The following is a 19,963-nucleotide window of genomic DNA, read 5'->3' on the forward strand; positions in this document are numbered from 1 at the left end:
GATATTTTACTGCTGGTCTTCTACATAAATTCCCGCTGAAATAATTGCCCCGCCGATAAGCCGCTTGCCGTATAACAACGGTACCGGATATCCCTGAGCGGTGGTGTTCGTGACCCCGCCAAATGCGTAGGAGGCTTTATTTTCAGGAGATTGTTGACTGGCTAAACCTGGAACCTGAGGAGAAAGCATCTGAAGAACACCACCAAGTACCATTGAGGCCCCCAGCATTGCGGCACTTCCCCACCCGGAGCCGGCAGCAATCGCGGCGAATATCCCTCCAGTGCCCATAGTGGCGATTGAAGCGACCGCGATCAATGCAACACCTAATATCGTCTGTAGCACGCCAGCTTTTTTACTACCAATAACGACAGGAACAATTCGTATTACTTTATCGTTGATGGGGAAAGGAATATCATCCTCGCTAATGTTTTTCTTTCCTTTAAAAACAGCATAGGTTAATCCCATAGCTTTGCTGTTGTTCATGAATTTTTCAAATCCATTGATAGTACAACATAAAGCCCTTATCGCTTCAGATGCCGTTGCCACCATCCGACAATGAGATTTGCCAAATTTCTTACCAAGAATACCGCCCAACTCTATTCTGACCATATGTTCTTGCATAAATACTCCATCTGCAGCAGACATTATGAATAAATCATAAGCATCTATTCCGCCATTGATAATATCGTACGCTGAGTTGACTCGAGAGCAAGTCCAGCCCTCTGATGTTGAATCACATTCACTTGCTAACGCATTTCATATCGGGTGATTTAAAATCCCAACGTCTTTCAGATTTTTTCATTAGTCAACGCATTATCATTAATATGATAGCGCAAAACTTTCACCGTTCTTTCCTGCCAGTATCCCCCATACGGCACTCGCTGGCTTAAATGACCATACAGGTGATGCAGCAGCATATTTCCCTCAAGGAGAATACCCGCATGATTCCACTTATTTGCCTGTACCTGCATGATAATCATATCTCCCGGCTGCGGCGGGCCATCAAACTCGCGAAAGCCACATTCATACCAACAATCATGATAAAAGTTATCAGGGTAGCCATCTTCCCACCACGGATAATCCACACGATAATCCGTCAACTCAACATTATGCTGCTGGCGAAAATAGCTCATTACCAGTCCCCAGCAATCATAATGGCCAAGCACGAACGGACGTTCCAGCAGCGGCAATTCTCCTCGCGGATAAATGGTACGAAAATCGCCTTCCGGCCAGCTGAAAATATGCCAGGGTAACAACATCGCGTCACACTGAGCCTTATCCAACTCGCTTGGCTGGGTCGTCGCGTCGGGGTGACTGTGGACGATCCCCGTTACGGTGCCCCAATCCTCTACCCGTGCATAATCCTCCGGCGCAAGAACAAAATGCTCCTGTGGGGCATCGGCAATATTACGACAGGGGAAATAGCGCTCTACCCGCCCCCTTTGGGCAATCGCACCGCAGCATTCTCGAGGATATTGCTCCTGAGCATGCACCTGAATAGCCCTGATAACTTTCTGGCGCATGTTAGCTCCGAATTAAAGATGTGCCGGGAAAACCACCAAAAGGCAGCTCATTGTCTTCGCCAAAGCGTAATTTACAGGCCGACAAAGTGCCGTTACAAACATCCAGCGCCGGATCGGTAACAGGTGTATTATTGTTATCAAAATATCGCTGACCTGTATAATCACAACCATCGCCGCTGCGGTATTTATTCCTGATACACCAGGTACAGATAGAATGCAGCTGACGCGTTGGGATCATTATTCCTTGCAAATCCATTGGACTGGCAAGAGTGAACTCAATCGCTTCATTGGTCTCCTCACTTTTGGCATCAATAAAGAAGACTTTTCGTTTTTCCTGCGTGGGGTCGGCTCTCGCATTACCTTCAGGGAAATTACGTGCGTCGAGATATTTTGCCAGCGTATCGTGAATGGTGACTTTCGCCTGAACCAGGTCATCGTAATACAAGCACAGCGCGGTAATCGAAGCATCAATATTTGCCACCTTCAGCGATGGTTGCGCGTCCCGACCGCTGGTAGAGGATTCAATCCCGTCAATAATACAAGGCCATGGCATATATTCATTGCCCTGCCACCAAATGGATTTTGCAGGCAAACGCGTTTCGTCCCCTCCAGCAGCCTGGATTTCAGCTTCGCTATGGGCGATACTGTGCCCGTGGAAATATAAGACATCATCCATGCCAAAGACGCTGCCATCAATTTCCAGTAAACGTATTTCACTCCCGGGTTCAAGTTTTTGATAATCAGCTGTAATCATGGTGCATATGCCTGGTTAAATGTGGCGGTTACCGTCATTATCTGACTCGATAATGGCGAAAGTTTTAGTGAATCGGCGCTAACACGATAAAGCCCGGATTCCCCCGCAGGGGTATCCCAGATAAACGACTTCGTTACATGACGCCGCATAAATTCAAGCACGGCTAATATCTCTTCCTTTTCTCCGGTCAAGGTCACTGGCCAGCTTTGTTTTTCAAAATGTAGACCATCGCCGACGATCTGCTGATATCCGTCGCCAAAACGAGCCTCGCGAACGGTGAAATTAAAATCCCCCTGCAAACCCGCTTGTATTTGCGTTCGCCAGGTAAAGGTTTCTATTGCCATATCTTCTCCGGGAATCAAAAAATTAACGTGCGTGGTTTGCATTCCAGATAAGGCCACCAGGCCTCAATTCATTTGCCACGCCAGCGCGAACGGAACGGTCTATCGTCTGCTGCCAGGCGCGATTTAACGCGCCGTTATTGTCGGCCGCCTGCGGTTCTGAGCCCTGATTCTGAATAAGTACTGAGGTCTGAATGGTCAGTGGCCCTGCGCCTGAAGAACCCAGTCCCTGCATTGATGCCGTTCCCACATAGCCGCCGCCCGCATACCCCTGCGCACCGCGCATCATGGCGTAAAGGTTGCCAATCCCTATCGCCGAGGTCGCCTCTTTGGTAAAAACAAATTCGCCGCCATGAACAATCCCTCTCGGCTCATATTTACCCCCGTCTCCGGTATAGCCTCCATCGGAGTGGCCCGTGAAAACTTTACCGATGGATACTACCCAGCCAATGCCGGAATTCGACATCGCGTTAAAGGAAGCCTGCATGGCTTTTACCAACAATAATTGGCTAAGCATCTTCAGCGTCCCTTTCAGAAAGGTCATCAGGAAATCACTAAAATTCGCCTTTCCTGTGGTTATATATTCCACCAGCGAGTTTCCCATTGAGCTGAAGGCGTCTTTAGCTAAATCCTTAAGCTTGCCATGAACGTTTTCTCCATCCTTAAGGAATTTATCCCACGCTTCTTTGGCTCCTGCCATTAAACCGCCGAGCCAATCGCTCTTCCCCCCTTTTTCCGTATCATCGTCAGAACGCTCTTCCATATTTGCGCCTGGGCGAAAAACTTTTGGCGTATTACCCAGTTCTTCTTTTGGAGGGCTACCTATTCCTGCCAGTGAATCCCAGTAACTTTTAGAGCCTGACGTTATATTGTAGGTCTCATCCTCAGATTTCTTTACCATATCCTGAAGTATGGGTCCCATTCTGGCTGGAGGAAGGGGTAACGTCTGTATTAACCTTTTCAGGCCATCCGTATGCTTTTTCTGGATATCTGTTGCAGCACGAAAAGTCTTATTAAACTCTTCACTTTTACGGCTGGCGACAGTTACTTTCTGTTGATATTTATCCAGAAGCTGATTGCTTTTTTCCAGTTCACTGTTATTCATGCGCAGTGTTATTGTTGTATCACCCGCCATTGATTATCTCCTGAAAGAATAAACCAACTACTTATCTGGTTTACATTGATTAATAATGTGAACATACTTCTGCTAAAACCCAGGCTAGTTCTGTAGTTTATTCAGGATATTCAAGGCCACCCGTTCCATTACCTGAATATCGTTTATTGCGGTTACCTCATCAGCTATATCATAAACCCTCATGAGCCATGCGAGGACACTGTAGTCCAGACCGATAACCCCTCCTGGACTGGTGCGCCACTGCGTGCTGGCCGTGCGAAAGACCACAAACGCAGGCCAGATATCGGGCCAGACGTTGATGACAATATCGTCATAGTCTTCGGCTGTCAGACCGAATGCGCTTAGCTCATCCGCTGATGGTTCAGGCGTATAGAATGCAGAGGCAACCGCAATCAGTTTTTTTCGCGATTTCCCGTCAGCTCCTGATAATAAGTAGCCATTATTGCTTTAACGGCCCCCGGATAGTTATCTACCAGCACGCCCATATTTTCTCGCGTACAGGGTTCAGATAATGCCCAGCCGTCGACGATCTCCAGTAAGAAATCACAGACCGTTTTTTCGTCAATATCTTCTAGCTCTGCCAGTTCTTTTATTGGCCGATGCTTAAACGTAAAATTCAGCACTCCGTCTTCTTCACCGGCACGAGGAATAGCAACATCAGCTTTAAAAACAGGGTTAGGTTGTAATTTGAAAATAGCGCTCATAAATACCCTTAAAAAAGGCTCCCGCAGGAGCCCAGTTGAATTTAATTTATGTTCCACAGATAAGGAGAACGATTAATCTTCCGATTTATAGAAAGTAATATCCCGAGAGTGAATGGAAAACGCGACTTGTACAGTTTCAACGCTATTCACCGCGGTCACTGGTTGCGGATCAAATGACGGAACGCCGGACCAATAGCGATACTCCTTCGCATTAGGCACAAACATGCGTAGCGGTAACACCTGGCCGTAGCGATCCGCCATGCCCAATACTTTATAGATCGGTAAAGAAGCATCATGCGCTAAGGTAAAGGTTTGGCTTTTAGCCGCCTTAAAGGTGCCAATATTACGCTGGCGATCGTCTGCCAGAAACTGTACCTGTGCATACTGCTGTTCACCACCCGACTGCGCGACTTCCGTAATCTGTGGAATCTCAGTCCACTCCGTGATTTTCTGTAATTTCCCGCCACCGGCATGAGCCGGGAAAAAATTCCGGTCGCTGGAGTTAATGACCGAAATGGTTACGCTATTTGTTGTTTGTGCGGTGATTCTGGCAACTAAACCATCGATTACACCCCAACCCGAAGAAATCAGCACGACATCATCAACCTTAAGGTTATGATTTTCAGCAACGGTAAATACCGCACCTTCAGCATTGGAAACCGTACTCACAGATACGGGAGAACCAAGACCGGAACCAACAAAAACGGTTGAGCCATTAGGCAGAGCAAAACCCATAATAATATCTCCATTATTGATATTTAAATATTTGAATGCATTTTATCAATGCGAATAGCTTGTTTAATTATGACTTATTGTTGCGCCATAGTGATTACGCTTTCACACCACATCACTTTTCAGAAATTTGTGTGGCTGCCGTTCTGTAATACGCTATCAGGGATACGTTTTGCGACCGGCTCATTTTCAAAAATTTTCATACCATACTGGCCGATCCAGGTTGCATTTTGGTTAACATTACTCAAAATAAAATCCATAACTTCAATCATTAACTCTTCAATGAGAGCCGCAGAATTATCACGCCACCAGGTTTCAATAGCGGCGAGAAGAGAGTCGGAGCCATTAGCAATAAACTGCTCGCCAATACTATAACGTTTCGCTTTATTTTCATCAGTAATACAGTGCAACTTACTGATTTGTAAAATTTCCGCTGATGGCCCCATGGTTTGAACGGTGAGCGTTGCGACTTTATTACCAGTTTCCTCAGCAATGGCAGATGAGTAAAACATTGAGAGGGTTAAATCATTAGATGTATACATATTCACTTTCTCCAGATTTCAGTTACTGAACGAATTAGATTAATAAAACAGAAAATTACATAGCTATCCGAGCCCTTAACCAACCATATATAAATGATTTATTAGCCTCACTTTTTTCTGTTAACTCCAGATAATACTGCCCCTGGCTACAGTTTAATGCCCGTAGCAGTACAAGCTCCCCTTCACTGCCTCTTCGAATAACATAATGGCTCAAGGCATTTAAGGTCCTGGGGCCAATAACACCATCGGTTATAAGATCCGGATAAAGTACCCCACGATGATTAAAAGCATTTAACCAGCGTTGAAGCCACTTACCCGGCAGAACAGGCCCTATATTGACCCCGGCGTCACACAGTTTTTCAGCGATCGCGGTAGATATTTCAGCAACATGATCGAACCGGGGCGCAATCCAATAGTCAGCGTTGAGAATATCCAGCGCCTGTTGGCGCGTCAGTTTTTGCATATCGCCATCATAACCATGAGCCCGTGCGGTGACTTGAGTAATCCCCCAGTTTGTCGGACCTCCTTTATCATCAGGATGATTTACATAACCGCCCTCCTTTTCCAGAATGGCATTAAAAATCTCATCTTTATTCATTTATTCCTCATTTATCGATTAAATGCGCAATATTCCCCCTCACCAGGAACACGGCAATAAAGACAAAAAAATTCACGGTAACAACCAACCAGTGGGTCGACGTATACAAGCCGAAGAGATAACGAAACGGTATGCTGGCATAGGTGATTACCAGTAAATAAGCCGTATACGATATCCATGGTCGATACCTTCTGTACCGGGCGCGCCGATAAAACATTAAGGTTAGGGTAATCAAAGCGCAGAGAACGGCATTAAGCAGCGCGGGAAGTTCATTTCCCATTCGGGCGCCCACTATTGTTGCGGGTTAGTATTTTGTAGAGGTCGGTTAGTTCTTGATTATTCAGGAACGTAAGTATCTTAATAATCAGCGCGGATATCAGCACGGCGCCTAACGCGTCTAAAGGTCGTTCATTGTATCCGGTCCAGATAGCCAGCTTCGTACCAATTAACCCGGAACCCAAAACGCCGACAATAAAAGAAGTCATAAAATAGGCGACGAGTCTAAAGCGCGTGATATTAACCGCCGTCGCAACATAAAATACCGCGCCAGCAAAAGCCCCAAAAACAACGCCATAATCAATACCTGTCACCAGGCCAAACATACCAGCGCCCATTAATCCACCAGCAACAATTATCGACGTACCGGAAACAGGATCGGACATATACCCTCCCTTCTTTCACTATGAGTTATGATGGTAAATAACGAAGCGCAGGGTCATTTTTCCTGGCACTAAGGCGTTACCTCGCCGTTACTTTCTTTCTTTTTTGCAAACCAAGCGCATAAATTGCCCTCTGGAAGAGCCAGGTTCCTGGCTGCGCATACTGGTGTGCAAATTCTTGCTGATAAATGATGGTCGCTCGCTCAATTTGCCGTTTATATTCCTCGCGCTGCCAAAAAATATCCTGTGCCACAAATTTAATCGGCAATGCGTCCTCAATACGTTCAGGCGTATGGTGCTTCCCTTTTGCCTGAATCTGAGCGCGGGACGGAGTGGGCCGATGGATAAGATCTGAACTGAGCGTTTGCGGATTTTGTAAGTGGGAGCGCTGCGCGCGACGTCGGCCCGCAGCGGAGCCATTAAACGCGGTTTTACGGGACATTGCGGTCTCCTTTAATGGGCTTTGGCGGAATGCCTTCGGCAATCGGATCCTTGCCAATGGCTTCACCCCAAAGCGCACTGCGCCATGGCGCTGGCTTTTCAGCCACGTAGATTCAGTTATGAATCGTTGTATTTCATCATCCGGATAGTGCTGTCTATCAAGCTGATGACAAAAGAATACCTCAGGGTTATTTAAAAATAAATACCCATAGGTATACTTTATGGAAAAAAACAAATTAACCAATTGAAAATATTGAAAATATTTTTGAAAAAATAGTGGCCTGACGCGTAAAAACAGCTGAAAAGGTCCGAGGCGGGTAGTGTTGAACAGCGGGTCACAGGATTGGGGGGTGAGAAGCCGCAGGTATGCCCGGCGTACAGGTGGCATACCCGGGTAATGCTTATGGCTGAGCTCAGGGTTTATGACAGAAACAGGATGGCGAAGCTGCGTGGCAATGAACGCCTTTAAACAAAGCGTTTAACGCTGTGGCTATAAATCACGCGACCAATGATCTTCAGATACTGTTCATGGCTTTCGCCAATCGTCCAGTCCGCATATTTGCTGTTATCCGAGTGAACGAGCAGCCCATCCGCCGTGAACTGAAGACGTTTCACCAGCACCGCGCCTTTAAAAGAAAAGACATAAATGCCGTCACCTTCAAAGTAGTCTTTCGAGACATCGACAAAAATGTAGTCACCGGTCTCAATGGTGCCGGACATGCTATCGCCGGAGACCGTGATCACCTTGATATGCTCTGCGGGCCGGTTACCAAAAAGCCGCAGCGCGCCGGCAGAGTCATAGGTGATGCTATTCACCGTTTCATCAACCTCACTGGAGACAATGCAGCCCGGCCCTGCGCTGGCCTGGGCATCCAGAACCTCAATGACATATGGCATCTGCGGCGAATCCTCTACCGGTTCTCGCTCGATATCAACATTACCGGTGATACCGTCCATCCATCCACGGGGCAGATTGAACGAAGATTCAATAAGTTCGACCATCTCGTCAGCTATCCTTTTCTTTTGCTTTTTGCCTTCGGGGTAGAGCATCCTTGAGACGTAAGAAGGCTCCCGTCCAAGGGTTCGGGCCACATCAACAGCCTTACCGCCGCATAAATTATCACGGATATAGAGCAAGCGCTGTCGTCTGATTTCGTATTTATCCATCGCAATGATTCTAACGCCATTTACCATCAGGTATCTAAAATATAGCAAAACTCGAATAAATTACCTACAGGTAATTAAGGCAGTATTGTCGGTCAGGAGGCTTTGACTGGCGAAATTCGCCACACTGCTACTTATGGAAAAATGACGCCACTGATTTTGGTGTAGGGTGTCGTTCATACGTAGGCACCTATGTAATACCTTGAATTAATTTATCTGAACTATGGATTTTGTCGCTACTGGAGATCAAAAAATCATGTTCCTCTGGGGTCTATACTTAAACAGTGATTCACAAACCCGGTCACCCTGCCCGTAGCGATGCAGGTAACGCAACCCCGTTACCAGGCAGGTGAGATACGAACTTATCCGCTACCGGTGGAATCGCGCCGATAGCGGTTTCGCAGAAGAGCTCAGCGAGTGCTCAGCGTGTATCAATGGGCATAAAAACTTTTTTATCAAAAATTTAGCAATGTGAGTATTGATATGATCACTATCGACGGTAATGGCGCGGTTGCTTCAGTCGCGTTTCGCACCAGTGAAGTTATCGCCATCTACCCGATCACGCCCAGCTCCACGATGGCGGAGCAGGCGGACGCCTGGGCGGGCAACGGGCTGAAAAACGTCTGGGGCGATGTCCCCCGCGTCGTCGAAATGCAGTCGGAAGCCGGGGCAATCGGCGCCGTACACGGCGCGCTGCAAACCGGCGCCCTCTCGACCTCTTTTACTTCATCGCAGGGTTTACTGCTGATGATCCCGACGCTGTACAAACTGGCCGGCCAGCTGATGCCGTTTGTTCTGCACGTCGCCGCCCGCACCGTGGCAACCCACGCGCTCTCCATATTCGGCGATCACTCGGACGTCATGGCCGTGCGTCAGACCGGCTGCGCGATGCTCTGCGCCAGCAGCGTCCAGGAAGCCCAGGACTTTGCGCTGATTTCGCATATCGCCACGCTGCAAAGCCGGGTGCCATTTATTCATTTCTTTGATGGTTTCCGCACCTCGCACGAAATCAACAAAATCGCCCCGCTGGCGGACGATACCCTTCTCAGCCTGCTGCCGCAGGATAAAATCGATGAACATCGCCAGCGCGCCCTGAACCCCGAACATCCGGTAATCCGCGGCACCTCAGCGAATCCGGATACCTACTTCCAGTCACGTGAAGCAACTAACCCGTGGTACGACGCGGTTTACGCGCACGTTGAAACGGCGATGAACGATTTTGCCGCCGCCACCGGGCGTCAGTACAAACCGTTTGAGTTCTACGGCCATCCACAAGCCGAGCGCGTTATCGTGATTATGGGCTCCGCAATCGGCACCTGTGAGGAAGTGGTTGATGAACTGCTGAGCCGCGGTGAAAAAGTCGGTGTACTGAAAGTTCGTCTTTACCGCCCCTTCTCCGCAGCCCACCTGCTGGAAGCGCTGCCGGTAAGCGCCCGCGCCGTAGCGGTGCTTGACCGCACCAAGGAACCGGGCGCCCAGGCTGAGCCGCTGTATCTCGACGTGATGACCGCGCTGGCGGAAGCCTTCAACCGCGGCGAGCGAGAAACCCTGCCGCGTACCATTGGCGGCCGCTACGGTCTCTCTTCAAAAGAGTTCGGGCCGGAGTGCGTCCTGGCGATATTCAACGAACTGAGCGCCGCTAAACCCAAGCCGCGCTTTACCGTCGGCATCTACGATGACGTCACCAATCTTTCGCTGCCGCTGGTAGAAAACACGCTGCCGTCGGAGGCGAAGCTGGAAGCCCTGTTTTACGGGCTCGGCAGCGACGGTAGCGTCTCGGCCACCAAAAACAATATCAAGATTATCGGTAACTCGACGCCGTGGTTCTCGCAGGGCTATTTCGTCTATGATTCGAAAAAGGCCGGCGGCCTGACGGTTTCCCATCTGCGCGTTAGCGAGAAGCCGATTCGTTCTTCCTATCTGATTTCACAGGCGGATTTCGTCGGCTGCCACCAGCTGCAGTTTATCGACAAGTATCAGATGGTTGAACGCCTGAAGCCCGGCGGTATTTTCCTGCTCAACACGCCTTACGGCGCCGAAGAGGTCTGGTCGCGTCTGCCGCAGGAAGTCCAGGCTACGCTGAATCAGAAAAAAGCGCGGTTTTATATCGTTAACGCGGCAAAAATCGCCCGCGAGTGTAGCCTTGGAGCGCGTATCAACACCGTCATGCAGATGGCCTTTTTCCATCTGACGCAGATCCTGCCGGGCGATAGCGCGCTGTCGGAGCTGCAGGGGGCGATTGCTAAAAGCTACAGCAGCAAAGGTCAGGAGCTGGTCGAACGCAACTGGCAGGCGCTGGCCCTGGCCCGCGAGTCGCTGGCGGAAGTGCCGCTGCAGCAGGTCGACGCCAACAGCCCGAACCGCCCGCCGGTCGTCTCCGACGCCGCGCCGGATTTCGTCAAAACCGTGACCGCCGCCATGCTGGCCGGGCTCGGCGATGCGCTTCCGGTCTCCGCCCTGCCGCCGGACGGTACCTGGCCGATGGGTACCACCCGCTGGGAAAAACGCAATATCGCCGAAGAGATCCCTATCTGGAAGGAAGAACTTTGCACCCAGTGTAACCACTGCGTGGCCGCCTGCCCGCACTCGGCAATCCGCGCGAAAGTGGTCTCCCCGGACGCGATGGAAAATGCCCCGGCCAGCCTGCATTCTCTGGACGTTAAATCCCGCGATATGCGCGGCCAGAAGTACGTTCTGCAGGTCGCGCCTGAAGATTGCACCGGCTGTAATCTCTGCGTCGAGGTTTGTCCGGCCAAAGACAGGCAGAACCCGGAAATCAAGGCCATCAATATGATGTCGCGCCTTGAACATGTTGAAGAAGAGAAAGTGAATTATGACTACTTCCTCAATCTGCCGGAAATGGACCGCAGCAAGCTGGAGCGTATCGATATCCGCACCTCGCAGCTGATCAGCCCGCTGTTCGAATACTCCGGCGCCTGCTCCGGCTGCGGCGAAACGCCGTATATCAAGCTGCTGACTCAGCTCTACGGCGACCGGATGCTGATTGCCAACGCCACCGGTTGTTCATCGATTTACGGCGGCAACCTGCCTTCCACGCCCTACACCACCGATGCCAACGGCCGCGGGCCGGCGTGGGCTAACTCGCTGTTCGAGGATAACGCCGAGTTTGGTCTCGGTTTCCGCCTCACCGTCGATCAGCACCGTCAGCGCGTAATGCGTCTGCTGTCGCAGTTCGCCGATAAACTTCCGCCCGCGCTTAACGACGCGCTGCACGCGGAAGCAACGCCTGAAGTACGCCGCGAACAGGTGGCCGAGCTGCGTAAGGTTCTGGCAAATGAAGCCGACGCGAAAGAGCTGCTAACCGACGCCGACGCGCTGGTCGAGAAATCGATCTGGCTAATCGGCGGCGATGGCTGGGCCTACGATATCGGCTTCGGCGGTCTTGACCACGTGCTGAGCCTGACCGAAAACGTCAATATTCTGGTGCTCGATACCCAATGCTATTCCAACACCGGCGGCCAGGCATCAAAAGCCACCCCGCTGGGGGCGGTCACCAAGTTTGGCGAACACGGTAAGCGCAAGGCGCGCAAAGACCTCGGCGTCAGCATGATGATGTACGGCCACGTTTACGTCGCGCAGATTTCCCTTGGCGCGCAGCTGAACCAGACGGTAAAAGCGATTCAGGAAGCGGAAGCGTATCCGGGCCCGTCGCTGATTATTGCCTACAGCCCTTGCGAAGAACACGGTTACGATCTGGCGCTGAGCCACGATCAGATGCGTCAGCTGACCGCGACCGGATTCTGGCCGCTGTATCGCTTTGACCCACGTCGCGCCGATGAAGGTAAACTTCCGCTGGCGCTGGACTCCCGTCCGCCGTCAGACGCGCTGGCAGAAACGCTCCTGAACGAGCAGCGCTTCCGCCGCCTTAACGCGCAGCAGCCGGAAGTCGCGGAACAGCTGTGGAAGGATGCGACGGCGGATTTACAAAAACGCTATGACTTCCTTGCCCAGCTGGCCGGTAAGGTGGAAAAACCGGCAACCGAAAGCTAATTTACTGACGCTTTTTTAGCCACCCATAAAAAAAGCCCGAATATTCATTCGGGCTTGTCATTTTACCGCTCAATAAAAACCATTCTCAGGAACGGAGGGCAACATAAATTCTTAGATGACAATAAAAGGCATATAACGGGCGGATAATACGATATTAAAATCACCGTGTATAATTTTTATTTTGTATGTATTTCACAAAATCATTCATTATAATTATCACCATTTCAGTTGAATTATTTATTTTAGATTTTACTCATATCGTAACAATTGATATTTACCATATCTTAATTTGCTCATTTAGCATGAGTTCACTTCCCAGGAGGAAGCTAAAACAAAAACCGTTAAAGGATTGTCTAAATGAAAAGAAAAGTACTGGCCCTCGTTATCCCGGCATTGTTAGCTGCTGGCGCTGCTCACTCTGCTGAGATTTATAATAAAGACGGAAATAAACTGGACCTCTATGGCAAGGTAGATGGTCTGCATTATTTCTCCGATGATTCATCTAAAGATGGCGATCAATCCTACGTCCGTCTTGGCTTCAAAGGCGAAACTCAGATTAACGATCAGCTGACCGGCTACGGTCAGTGGGAATATAACGTTCAGGCGAACAACACCGAAGGCGCCGACAACCAGTCCTGGACCCGTCTGGCGTTTGCGGGTCTGAAATTCGCTAACTACGGTTCATTCGACTATGGCCGTAACTACGGCGTACTGTACGACGTAGAAGGCTGGACCGATATGCTGCCAGAGTTCGGCGGCGACTCCTACACCCAGGCCGACAACTTTATGACCGGCCGCGCTAACGGCGTAGCGACCTACCGTAACAATGACTTCTTCGGTCTGGTTAACGGCCTGAACTTCGCCCTGCAGTATCAGGGTAAAAATGAAAACGCCGGCAGCGGCGAAGGCACCAACAACGGCGATCGCAGCGTACGTAACGCCAACGGCGACGGTTTTGGTCTGTCAACTTCTTATGATTTCGGTATGGGTATCAGCGCTGCCGCCGCCTACACCTCTTCTGACCGTACCAACGATCAGATGACCCAAACTACCGCACAGGGCGATAAAGCGGAAGCCTGGACTACCGGCCTGAAATACGATGCCAACAATATTTACCTGGCAACCATGTATTCCGAAACCCGCAACATGACGCCATACGGTAACGGCAACGGCGTCGCCAATAAAACCCAGAACTTTGAAGTAACTGCGCAGTATCAGTTCGACTTTGGTCTGCGTCCGGCGGTCTCTTTCCTGATGTCTAAAGGTAAAGATTTGAGCAAAACCGATGGCGACAAAGATCTGGTTAAATATGCTGACATTGGTGCGACTTATTACTTCAACCGTAATATGTCCACCTACGTTGATTACAAAATCAACCTGCTGGACGAAGACGATAGCTTCTATTCCAACAACGGCATCTCTACCGATGACGTGGTTGCTTTAGGCCTGGTTTACCAGTTCTAATCAGCGGGCCCGCTGGCAACGGCGGGCTTTCTCTTCCCCTCCCGGCCATCGACTGCATTCAAAGCAAAACAATATATCAATTGCTTTAAAATAATCGACCGATGAATGTTATATTGCTACCAGGAACCGCCGTAGCCGTAGAGGACGCCCGCCATGTACCATCATCCCGTGAAATCATCCCGTATCCATTCCATCGCCTACGATGAGTCCTCCGGTATTCTTGAAATTCGTTTTCGCGATAACAAAACCCTACAGTATCTCGGCGTCCCGCCGCGCATTTTCCGCGACTTTCTCCAGGTGGTTTCTAAAGGCCGTTTTTACGACGGCGTGATCAAAGGAAAATTTACTGAACGCCGCCGTGCCTGATGGCGAAAGTGTGATTGCGCTCAATGTACAATAATCAACTGGATGGCCTACACTTTAAGTGGTTACTTAAACAGGAGGTTTTATGAACAGAATGATTCTTGTGCCCATCGATATTTCCGATACAGAATTAACCGATCGCGTTATCAAGCATGTTGAAGCTGAAGCCAGAATCGATGATGCCGAGGTGCATTTCCTGACCGTCATTCCCTCCCTTCCCTATTACGCTTCGCTGGGAATGGCTTACACCGCAGAGCTGCCGGCGATGGATGACCTCAAAGCCGAATCGGAATCGCGGCTGAAAGAGATTGTGAAAAAGTTTACTATTCTCGAAGACCGTATCCATTTTCACGTTTCGGAAGGCTCGCCAAAAGATAAAATCCTTGCTATGGCGAAGTCTCTCCCCGCGGATCTGGTGATTATCTCTTCGCACCGTCCCGATATCACCACCTATCTGCTGGGCTCTAACGCCGCCGCCGTTGTCCGCCATGCGGAATGTTCGGTGCTGGTCGTGCGGTAAACCTACTCTGCCCGCCGCTGTGCGGGCTTTTTTTCCGCAATCTGAGCACTGGGCCGTACCCGCAGCATCGCAGATAGGGGAATCATTTACCTGGTACTATAAAAATTAGTACGTTGTGTCTTTTTCATTTTGCTGTATAAAACCTTTGCCCGAACATGGGTATGTTTTACAACAATTATAGGGATGAAATGAAAAAGTTAATTATGGTAGTTTTCGCCGCAGCCGCTATTTCTGGTTGCGCCCAGCAGAGCTTCTCGGTAAATCCTGGCGTCACCGTTCAACCTCAGCAGGTCACCACTCACCACTTCTTTGTCAGCGGCATTGGCCAGTCGAAGCAAATTGATGCTGCCAAAGTCTGCGGCGGCGCCGACAAAGTAGTCCGTACTGAAGTGCAGCAGACTTTTGTCAACGGCCTGCTGGGTTTTGTCACCCTGGGTATTTATACTCCGCGTGAAGCGCGCGTCTATTGCGCTAAATAATTGCCGGCGGCAGGCATCATCATTGCCTGCCCATTTCCCTTTCGGTTCAATTGCCTTCTCTTTGCCCGGACAAACTCATCTTTTCGCGCCCCTACCTGAAGGTTACCTGATGCATTCGTGAATCGTATCTTTGTTCGTGGCAGATTTTGCGCCACAGGTAGAGCATACGAGGAGATAAATGAAATGCCGGCACACGAGGATAAGCGCCTTGCATTTACCTTCGGTTTTTAGCAATTCCTGGGCGATCCCTTTGCGCTTGCCACAATCCATCCTCTGAAGCATTCGGGTGATATGGCCGTGGATAATGGAGTGCCCTCAGAGCGGGAGACACTCCATACTGATTATCGCGCGCTCCGGGATTAGCGAGTTTTGCTTGCTATATCCACGGGCGGTAATGATTTAGAATCGATATTGAAGTCCGGCTGTGATGGTATAGTTTTTATTTGCAATGCCGGCAGCATCTCCTCCAATTGAAGCTGATTCACCGCTATAGGTATCAATAATCTGAGTGCCTCCCTTACCCTCTTCATATTTACTATAGGTGAATTCAGTAAAAACCTTGGCATGAGGCGTGATGTAATACCCGGCATCAACCGATGTACCATAATAACGCGAATTAGTTGATTTCTCGCGAAAGGTCAACTCACGCATATAGTGTTCGTCGTTATCATGAGCTCTGACCCAATCACTGAATTTAAACAAGGCATTAAACTCAAAGTCATTGATACGATATTGACCCGCGAGACCGATATAGGGCATGGAGAATCTCTGGCTGTATCCTATCCCACGCTCACCGGTCGGAAAATTGCCAGTCGTCGCACCGTTATCATAATTGTAAGAACCTCCGGTAGCCGTCCAGCTGAAACGCGTTTCCTGATAACCCGCAATTACGCCCGCTTTATAATTGTCGTCCTGGAAAAGCCAGCCCTGCACGCTGAGATCGTATTCATTGGCATAATTGACATTGGTGCTGGGATGAGATGAATGATCTGTCCAACCGGACTGGTTATCGTTCATCCAGTCATAGTCATCCATATGTCCTGAACCTGAAGCCAACGACGTCCAGCCGCGGGCGGTCAGCGTCAAAAAGGAGTAGGCATCCCATGAGATATCACCTTTCACAATGGCGACATTCTTTATTTTCCAGTCAAGTTGACTGACCTTTCGCCCCGTATCCGCGTCATAAACTCTCTCCTGTGATTTCCCACTCAGCATCCCTGCAGACGTCGATACAGTAAAACTTTCCGCAGAAAAATTTGGGCTTAACTGCATTGACTCGGCATAAGCTGATCCTGAAAGAGTCGCTATCATCATTACTGCAACGGTACTTTTTTTCATTTTTATTCCCATAATCAAAGTTAATCCATAAGTTGCAGTGAAAGTTTAAATCTCATAAAAATATCAGGCAACTGTCAATTTTTGTAATTGCCTTATTCATAATCCGAGAAATACGAATGTGGGCTGGATAAGCGCTTCGTTTTGCAAGGAAAAACCCCATTGAGCAGGCACATATTCAGATTATTATCAGGAAAAAATCTAACTGCTCTGGCGTTGTAGGGAATCAGTGTGCATCAGGTTATTTTTACTCAAACTTTACCGCTGTTATTCACCTGCGCCAAATACCTTCGCTGTGTAATTATCAGGATGCAAATAATTATATCGCGATCCTGGCGGATTATGGCAAAAGCAGGAACAAGGCCCCTGCTTTAAAAAAAGCGAGGTACCTTGCCAACGCTTTTTGATTATCGCGAACAATAAATTCTCGCACCCTTTTACCAGATACACTCCATCACCGGGCGTGTGACGCTGGCGAGCCTGAAAACGACGTTTGTCTTTCTGCCCGGAGGGGGGATTGAGGCCAAAACTCGCCGCACTATCGTTAGCAGATGGAAAGCCGCCGTAAAACGCGCTGGCATTCGTCGTCGGAATCCGTACCATACGCGACATACTTTTGCCTGCTGGCTGCTGTAAGCCGGTGCTAACCATTGTTAACCAGATGGGGCATGAAAACGCAATAAATGGTGTTCAAAGTCGACAGTACAGGGATGGATGAAATGAACGGCGATCGGCTATCAATGCCTGACGCCGGGCTTGCACCGTGAAGTTAACTTTGCCCCTTACATGCCTTTTCGTTTCAGAGAACGTTTATAATGCTTGATAATCAGCAAGTTACAAAGAAAGAAAAATACAATATCGACAAATTGCAGAAGCGCCTGCGCCGTAACGTCGGCGAGGCGATCGCTGATTTTAATATGATTGAAGAAGGCGACCGCATCATGGTTTGCCTCTCCGGCGGTAAAGACAGCTACACCATGCTGGAGATTTTGCGCAACTTGCAGAAAAGCGCGCCAATTTCCTTCTCCCTGGTGGCGGTCAACCTCGATCAAAAACAGCCGGGCTTCCCCGAACATATCCTGCCGGAATATCTTGAGCAGTTGGGCGTTGAATACAAGATTGTTGAAGAAAATACCTACGGCATTGTTAAAGAAAAAATCCCGGAAGGTAAAACCACCTGTTCGCTCTGCTCACGTCTGCGCCGCGGCATTCTTTACCGCACCGCTTCTGAGCTGGGCGCGACCAAAATCGCCCTCGGCCACCACCGCGACGACATCCTGCAGACTCTGTTTCTGAATATGTTCTACGGCGGGAAGATGAAAGGGATGCCGCCGAAGCTGATGAGCGATGACGGTAAACATATCGTGATTCGCCCGCTGACCTACTGCAGGGAAAAAGATATTGAGCGTTTCTCCCAGGCGAAAGGTTTTCCGATTATTCCGTGCAACCTGTGCGGCTCGCAGCCCAACCTCCAGCGCCAGGTCATTGCCGACATGCTGCGTGACTGGGACAAACGCTATCCAGGGCGCATCGAAACGATGTTTAGCGCGATGCAGAACGTGGTGCCTTCCCATCTCAGCGACGTCAACCTGTTCGACTTTAAAGGCATTCAGCACGGCTCTGCGGTCGTTGACGGCGGCGATCTGGCGTTCGATCGTGAAGAGATTCCGATGCAGCCGGCCGGCTGGCAGCCGGATGAAGATGACGCGCAGCTGGATGAGCTGCGCCTGAACGTTGTGGAAGTAAAATAACGTCTTTGCGTCTCAGGCACGCGCCTGAGACGCCTTTTCCGCGCTTATTTCAGCAAACGAACCCGGCAGGCTTTACCTTTAATTTTCCCGTTTTGTAGCTGCTTAAACGCTTTATGCGCGACGCCCTGACGCACGGCAACGTAGACATGCGCCGGATGAACGGCGATCTTACCGATATCTGCGCCCTCAAGACCGATATCACCGGTCAACGCCCCCAGCACATCGCCCGCGCGCATCTTCGCTTTTTTGCCGCCATCAATGCATAGCGTGGCCATCTCTGCCTGCAGTGGCACAACGTTGCTATTCGTCGGCCCACTCATCCAGTTGAGCTTCATTTGCAGCATTTCGGCAAGGATATTTGCACGCTGCGCCTCTTCCGGCGCGCAGAGGCTAATCGCCAGGCCGCTTTCACCGGCGCGGGCGGTACGACCAATGCGGTGTACGTGAACCTCCGGATCCCAGGCCAGTTCATAGTTCACCACCAGCTCAAGCGACTTGATATCTAACCCGCGCGCAGCAACATCGGTCGCCACCAGCACGCGCGCGCTCCCGTTAGCAAAGCGCACCAGCGTCTGGTCGCGATCGCGCTGTTCAAGGTCACCATGCAGCGACAGCGCGCTTTGCCCGGCGGCGTTTAGCGAGTCGCAGACGGCCTGACAATCTTTTTTGGTGTTGCAGAACACCACGCAGGAGGCGGGCTGATGCTGGCTCAACAGCTTTTGCAGCAGCGCGATTTTGCCGTGTTGCGAGGTTTCAAAAAACTGCTGCTCGATAGCCGGCAGTGCATCAACGGCGTCAATTTCAATAGTCTGCGGGTTGTTTTGTACGCGGCCGCTGATTGCCGCTATCGCTTCCGGCCATGTAGCGGAAAACAGCAGCGTCTGGCGCGAAGCCGGCGCAAAGCGGATCACTTCATCAATGGCATCGCTAAAGCCCATAGCCAGCATGCGGTCCGCTTCGTCCATCACCAGCGTTTGTAGGGCATCTAACGATACGGTACCCTTTTGCAGGTGATCGAGCAACCGCCCCGGCGTGGCGACGATAATATGCGGCGCATGCTGTAGCGAGTCGCGCTGGGCGCCAAAGGGCTGGCCGCCGCAGAGGGTTAAAATTTTGATATTCGCCATGAAGCGCGCCAGCCGACGCAGCTCGCCGGCGACCTGATCCGCCAGCTCGCGGGTCGGGCACAGCACCAGCGACTGCGTCTGGAACAGCGAGGCGTCAACGTGCTGAAGTAGCCCGAGGCCGAATGCCGCCGTTTTACCGCTGCCGGTTTTTGCCTGCACGCGGACATCTTTACCCGCAAGAATCGCCGGCAAAGCCGCGGCCTGAACCGGGGTCATCGAAAGATACCCCAGTTCATTCAGGTTAGTTAGCTGGGCGGCGGGCAAAACATTCAGAGTTGAAAAAGCGGTCACAATTATTTCTCGCATTACATTTAGGGGCG

The 19,963-nt window shown here is 50.3% G+C and carries 23 protein-coding genes; 6 read left to right on the top strand and 17 right to left on the bottom strand.

The window, feature by feature from the left end; genetic code table 11:
• Positions 1 to 6: 6 nt before the first annotated feature.
• The 14 genes from MKleb_RS15055 to MKleb_RS15120 form a co-directional block, all read right to left on the bottom strand.
• On the bottom strand, positions 7 to 621 hold the full coding sequence (locus tag MKleb_RS15055; protein WP_004850357.1) for a tail assembly protein: 615 nt from the start codon (positions 619 to 621) through the stop codon (positions 7 to 9).
• A gap of 167 nt (positions 622 to 788) precedes the next feature.
• A complete protein-coding gene (locus MKleb_RS15060) occupies positions 789 to 1,523 on the bottom strand; it encodes a C40 family peptidase (RefSeq protein WP_004850353.1) in 735 nt (244 codons plus the stop codon).
• A gap of 1 nt (position 1,524) precedes the next feature.
• The gene (locus tag MKleb_RS15065; RefSeq protein WP_025107965.1) at positions 1,525 to 2,277 is read right to left on the bottom strand and encodes a phage minor tail protein L; all 753 of its coding nucleotides are present in this window, start codon (positions 2,275 to 2,277) and stop codon (positions 1,525 to 1,527) included.
• Entirely contained in the window at positions 2,274 to 2,621 is a 348-nt protein-coding gene (locus tag MKleb_RS15070; protein WP_025107966.1) for a phage tail protein, read from the bottom strand. The genes MKleb_RS15065 and MKleb_RS15070 overlap by 4 nt, the downstream gene beginning before the upstream one ends.
• A 22-nt stretch (positions 2,622 to 2,643) precedes the next feature.
• Positions 2,644 to 3,753, bottom strand: a complete 1,110-nt coding sequence (locus MKleb_RS15075; protein ID WP_025107967.1) for a phage tail tape measure protein — start codon at positions 3,751 to 3,753, stop codon at positions 2,644 to 2,646.
• Positions 3,754 to 3,837: 84 nt separating this feature from the next.
• The gene (locus MKleb_RS15080; protein WP_032749343.1) at positions 3,838 to 4,149 is read right to left on the bottom strand and encodes a DUF1799 domain-containing protein; all 312 of its coding nucleotides are present in this window, start codon (positions 4,147 to 4,149) and stop codon (positions 3,838 to 3,840) included.
• Positions 4,146 to 4,457 carry a phage tail assembly chaperone gene (locus MKleb_RS15085; protein ID WP_004850345.1) on the bottom strand — a complete coding sequence of 104 codons (312 nt, stop codon included), beginning with the start codon at positions 4,455 to 4,457 and terminating at the stop codon, positions 4,146 to 4,148. The genes MKleb_RS15080 and MKleb_RS15085 overlap by 4 nt, the downstream gene beginning before the upstream one ends.
• A 72-nt stretch (positions 4,458 to 4,529) precedes the next feature.
• The gene (locus MKleb_RS15090; RefSeq protein ID WP_014229127.1) at positions 4,530 to 5,192 is read right to left on the bottom strand and encodes a phage tail protein; all 663 of its coding nucleotides are present in this window, start codon (positions 5,190 to 5,192) and stop codon (positions 4,530 to 4,532) included.
• A 119-nt stretch (positions 5,193 to 5,311) separates the two neighbouring features.
• Positions 5,312 to 5,731, bottom strand: coding sequence for a hypothetical protein (locus MKleb_RS15095; RefSeq protein WP_025107968.1), 420 nt, complete (start codon positions 5,729 to 5,731; stop codon positions 5,312 to 5,314).
• 55 nt (positions 5,732 to 5,786) lie between these two features.
• Positions 5,787 to 6,329, bottom strand: a complete 543-nt coding sequence (locus MKleb_RS15100; protein ID WP_025107969.1) for a glycoside hydrolase family 108 protein — start codon at positions 6,327 to 6,329, stop codon at positions 5,787 to 5,789.
• A gap of 7 nt (positions 6,330 to 6,336) precedes the next feature.
• On the bottom strand, positions 6,337 to 6,609 hold the full coding sequence (locus tag MKleb_RS15105) for a phage holin family protein (protein WP_032749344.1): 273 nt from the start codon (positions 6,607 to 6,609) through the stop codon (positions 6,337 to 6,339).
• Positions 6,599 to 6,991 (bottom strand): phage holin family protein, encoded by a 393-nt coding sequence (locus MKleb_RS15110; protein ID WP_025107970.1) that lies wholly within the window; start codon positions 6,989 to 6,991, stop codon positions 6,599 to 6,601. Before MKleb_RS15110 ends, MKleb_RS15105 begins: the two co-directional genes overlap by 11 nt.
• Positions 6,992 to 7,067: 76 nt before the next feature.
• Positions 7,068 to 7,430 (bottom strand): transcriptional antitermination N peptide, encoded by a 363-nt coding sequence (locus tag MKleb_RS15115; protein WP_014229124.1) that lies wholly within the window; start codon positions 7,428 to 7,430, stop codon positions 7,068 to 7,070.
• A gap of 464 nt (positions 7,431 to 7,894) precedes the next feature.
• Positions 7,895 to 8,596 (bottom strand): S24 family peptidase, encoded by a 702-nt coding sequence (locus MKleb_RS15120; RefSeq protein WP_183129365.1) that lies wholly within the window; start codon positions 8,594 to 8,596, stop codon positions 7,895 to 7,897.
• A gap of 480 nt (positions 8,597 to 9,076) precedes the next feature.
• Between MKleb_RS15120 and nifJ the strand changes: the two genes are divergently transcribed.
• From nifJ to MKleb_RS15145, 5 genes are all read left to right on the top strand, one after another.
• Positions 9,077 to 12,604 carry a pyruvate:ferredoxin (flavodoxin) oxidoreductase gene (gene nifJ / locus MKleb_RS15125; RefSeq protein ID WP_025107972.1) on the top strand — a complete coding sequence of 1,176 codons (3,528 nt, stop codon included), beginning with the start codon at positions 9,077 to 9,079 and terminating at the stop codon, positions 12,602 to 12,604.
• Positions 12,605 to 12,961: 357 nt separating this feature from the next.
• Positions 12,962 to 14,068 carry a porin OmpC gene (gene ompC / locus MKleb_RS15130; protein WP_025107973.1) on the top strand — a complete coding sequence of 369 codons (1,107 nt, stop codon included), beginning with the start codon at positions 12,962 to 12,964 and terminating at the stop codon, positions 14,066 to 14,068.
• A gap of 153 nt (positions 14,069 to 14,221) precedes the next feature.
• On the top strand, positions 14,222 to 14,434 hold the full coding sequence (locus MKleb_RS15135) for a KTSC domain-containing protein (protein ID WP_025107974.1): 213 nt from the start codon (positions 14,222 to 14,224) through the stop codon (positions 14,432 to 14,434).
• A gap of 82 nt (positions 14,435 to 14,516) precedes the next feature.
• Positions 14,517 to 14,951: a universal stress protein UspF gene (uspF, locus tag MKleb_RS15140; RefSeq protein ID WP_217075964.1), complete on the top strand. Its 435-nt coding sequence runs from the start codon at positions 14,517 to 14,519 to the stop codon at positions 14,949 to 14,951.
• A gap of 188 nt (positions 14,952 to 15,139) precedes the next feature.
• Positions 15,140 to 15,430 (top strand): Bor family protein, encoded by a 291-nt coding sequence (locus MKleb_RS15145; RefSeq protein WP_014229121.1) that lies wholly within the window; start codon positions 15,140 to 15,142, stop codon positions 15,428 to 15,430.
• 399 nt (positions 15,431 to 15,829) lie between these two features.
• On the opposite strand, the gene MKleb_RS15150 is transcribed toward MKleb_RS15145, so the two are convergent.
• Both MKleb_RS15150 and MKleb_RS15155 read right to left on the bottom strand, forming a co-directional pair.
• Positions 15,830 to 16,768 (bottom strand): omptin family outer membrane protease, encoded by a 939-nt coding sequence (locus MKleb_RS15150; protein WP_025107976.1) that lies wholly within the window; start codon positions 16,766 to 16,768, stop codon positions 15,830 to 15,832.
• A gap of 264 nt (positions 16,769 to 17,032) precedes the next feature.
• Positions 17,033 to 17,377: a hypothetical protein gene (locus MKleb_RS15155; protein WP_129896955.1), complete on the bottom strand. Its 345-nt coding sequence runs from the start codon at positions 17,375 to 17,377 to the stop codon at positions 17,033 to 17,035.
• Positions 17,378 to 17,580: 203 nt separating this feature from the next.
• On the opposite strand from MKleb_RS15155, the gene ttcA reads away from it, so the two are divergent.
• Positions 17,581 to 18,516, top strand: a complete 936-nt coding sequence (ttcA, locus tag MKleb_RS15160) for a tRNA 2-thiocytidine(32) synthetase TtcA (RefSeq protein WP_217075965.1) — start codon at positions 17,581 to 17,583, stop codon at positions 18,514 to 18,516.
• Between the two features lie 44 nt (positions 18,517 to 18,560).
• Here the strand turns inward: ttcA and dbpA are convergent, their stop codons facing one another.
• A complete protein-coding gene (dbpA, locus tag MKleb_RS15165) occupies positions 18,561 to 19,934 on the bottom strand; it encodes an ATP-dependent RNA helicase DbpA (protein ID WP_217075966.1) in 1,374 nt (457 codons plus the stop codon).
• Positions 19,935 to 19,963: the final 29 nt, after the last annotated feature.

This window comes from Klebsiella sp. PL-2018, assembly GCF_019048985.1.
GTDB lineage: Bacteria > Pseudomonadota > Gammaproteobacteria > Enterobacterales > Enterobacteriaceae > Klebsiella > Klebsiella michiganensis.

Excerpts from the sequence above, each read along its gene's own strand:
- MKleb_RS15065 (WP_025107965.1), bottom strand. The coding sequence starts at position 2,277 with ATGATTACAGCTGATTATCAAAAACTTGAACCCGGGAGTGAAATACGT.
- MKleb_RS15075 (WP_025107967.1), bottom strand. The coding sequence starts at position 3,753 with ATGGCGGGTGATACAACAATAACACTGCGCATGAATAACAGTGAACTG.
- MKleb_RS15055 (WP_004850357.1), bottom strand. The coding sequence starts at position 621 with ATGCAAGAACATATGGTCAGAATAGAGTTGGGCGGTATTCTTGGTAAG.
- MKleb_RS15145 (WP_014229121.1), top strand. The coding sequence starts at position 15,140 with ATGAAAAAGTTAATTATGGTAGTTTTCGCCGCAGCCGCTATTTCTGGT.
- MKleb_RS15085 (WP_004850345.1), bottom strand. The coding sequence starts at position 4,457 with ATGAGCGCTATTTTCAAATTACAACCTAACCCTGTTTTTAAAGCTGAT.
- MKleb_RS15150 (WP_025107976.1), bottom strand. The coding sequence starts at position 16,768 with ATGAAAAAAAGTACCGTTGCAGTAATGATGATAGCGACTCTTTCAGGA.
- MKleb_RS15110 (WP_025107970.1), bottom strand. The coding sequence starts at position 6,991 with ATGTCCGATCCTGTTTCCGGTACGTCGATAATTGTTGCTGGTGGATTA.
- MKleb_RS15090 (WP_014229127.1), bottom strand. The coding sequence starts at position 5,192 with ATGGGTTTTGCTCTGCCTAATGGCTCAACCGTTTTTGTTGGTTCCGGT.
- uspF (WP_217075964.1), top strand. The coding sequence starts at position 14,517 with ATGAACAGAATGATTCTTGTGCCCATCGATATTTCCGATACAGAATTA.
- ttcA (WP_217075965.1), top strand. The coding sequence starts at position 17,581 with ATGCTTGATAATCAGCAAGTTACAAAGAAAGAAAAATACAATATCGAC.
- nifJ (WP_025107972.1), top strand. The coding sequence starts at position 9,077 with ATGATCACTATCGACGGTAATGGCGCGGTTGCTTCAGTCGCGTTTCGC.
- MKleb_RS15105 (WP_032749344.1), bottom strand. The coding sequence starts at position 6,609 with ATGGGAAATGAACTTCCCGCGCTGCTTAATGCCGTTCTCTGCGCTTTG.
- MKleb_RS15100 (WP_025107969.1), bottom strand. The coding sequence starts at position 6,329 with ATGAATAAAGATGAGATTTTTAATGCCATTCTGGAAAAGGAGGGCGGT.
- MKleb_RS15095 (WP_025107968.1), bottom strand. The coding sequence starts at position 5,731 with ATGTATACATCTAATGATTTAACCCTCTCAATGTTTTACTCATCTGCC.
- MKleb_RS15120 (WP_183129365.1), bottom strand. The coding sequence starts at position 8,596 with ATGGATAAATACGAAATCAGACGACAGCGCTTGCTCTATATCCGTGAT.
- MKleb_RS15070 (WP_025107966.1), bottom strand. The coding sequence starts at position 2,621 with ATGGCAATAGAAACCTTTACCTGGCGAACGCAAATACAAGCGGGTTTG.
- MKleb_RS15060 (WP_004850353.1), bottom strand. The coding sequence starts at position 1,523 with ATGCGCCAGAAAGTTATCAGGGCTATTCAGGTGCATGCTCAGGAGCAA.
- ompC (WP_025107973.1), top strand. The coding sequence starts at position 12,962 with ATGAAAAGAAAAGTACTGGCCCTCGTTATCCCGGCATTGTTAGCTGCT.
- MKleb_RS15115 (WP_014229124.1), bottom strand. The coding sequence starts at position 7,430 with ATGTCCCGTAAAACCGCGTTTAATGGCTCCGCTGCGGGCCGACGTCGC.
- MKleb_RS15135 (WP_025107974.1), top strand. The coding sequence starts at position 14,222 with ATGTACCATCATCCCGTGAAATCATCCCGTATCCATTCCATCGCCTAC.
- MKleb_RS15155 (WP_129896955.1), bottom strand. The coding sequence starts at position 17,377 with ATGTCGCGTATGGTACGGATTCCGACGACGAATGCCAGCGCGTTTTAC.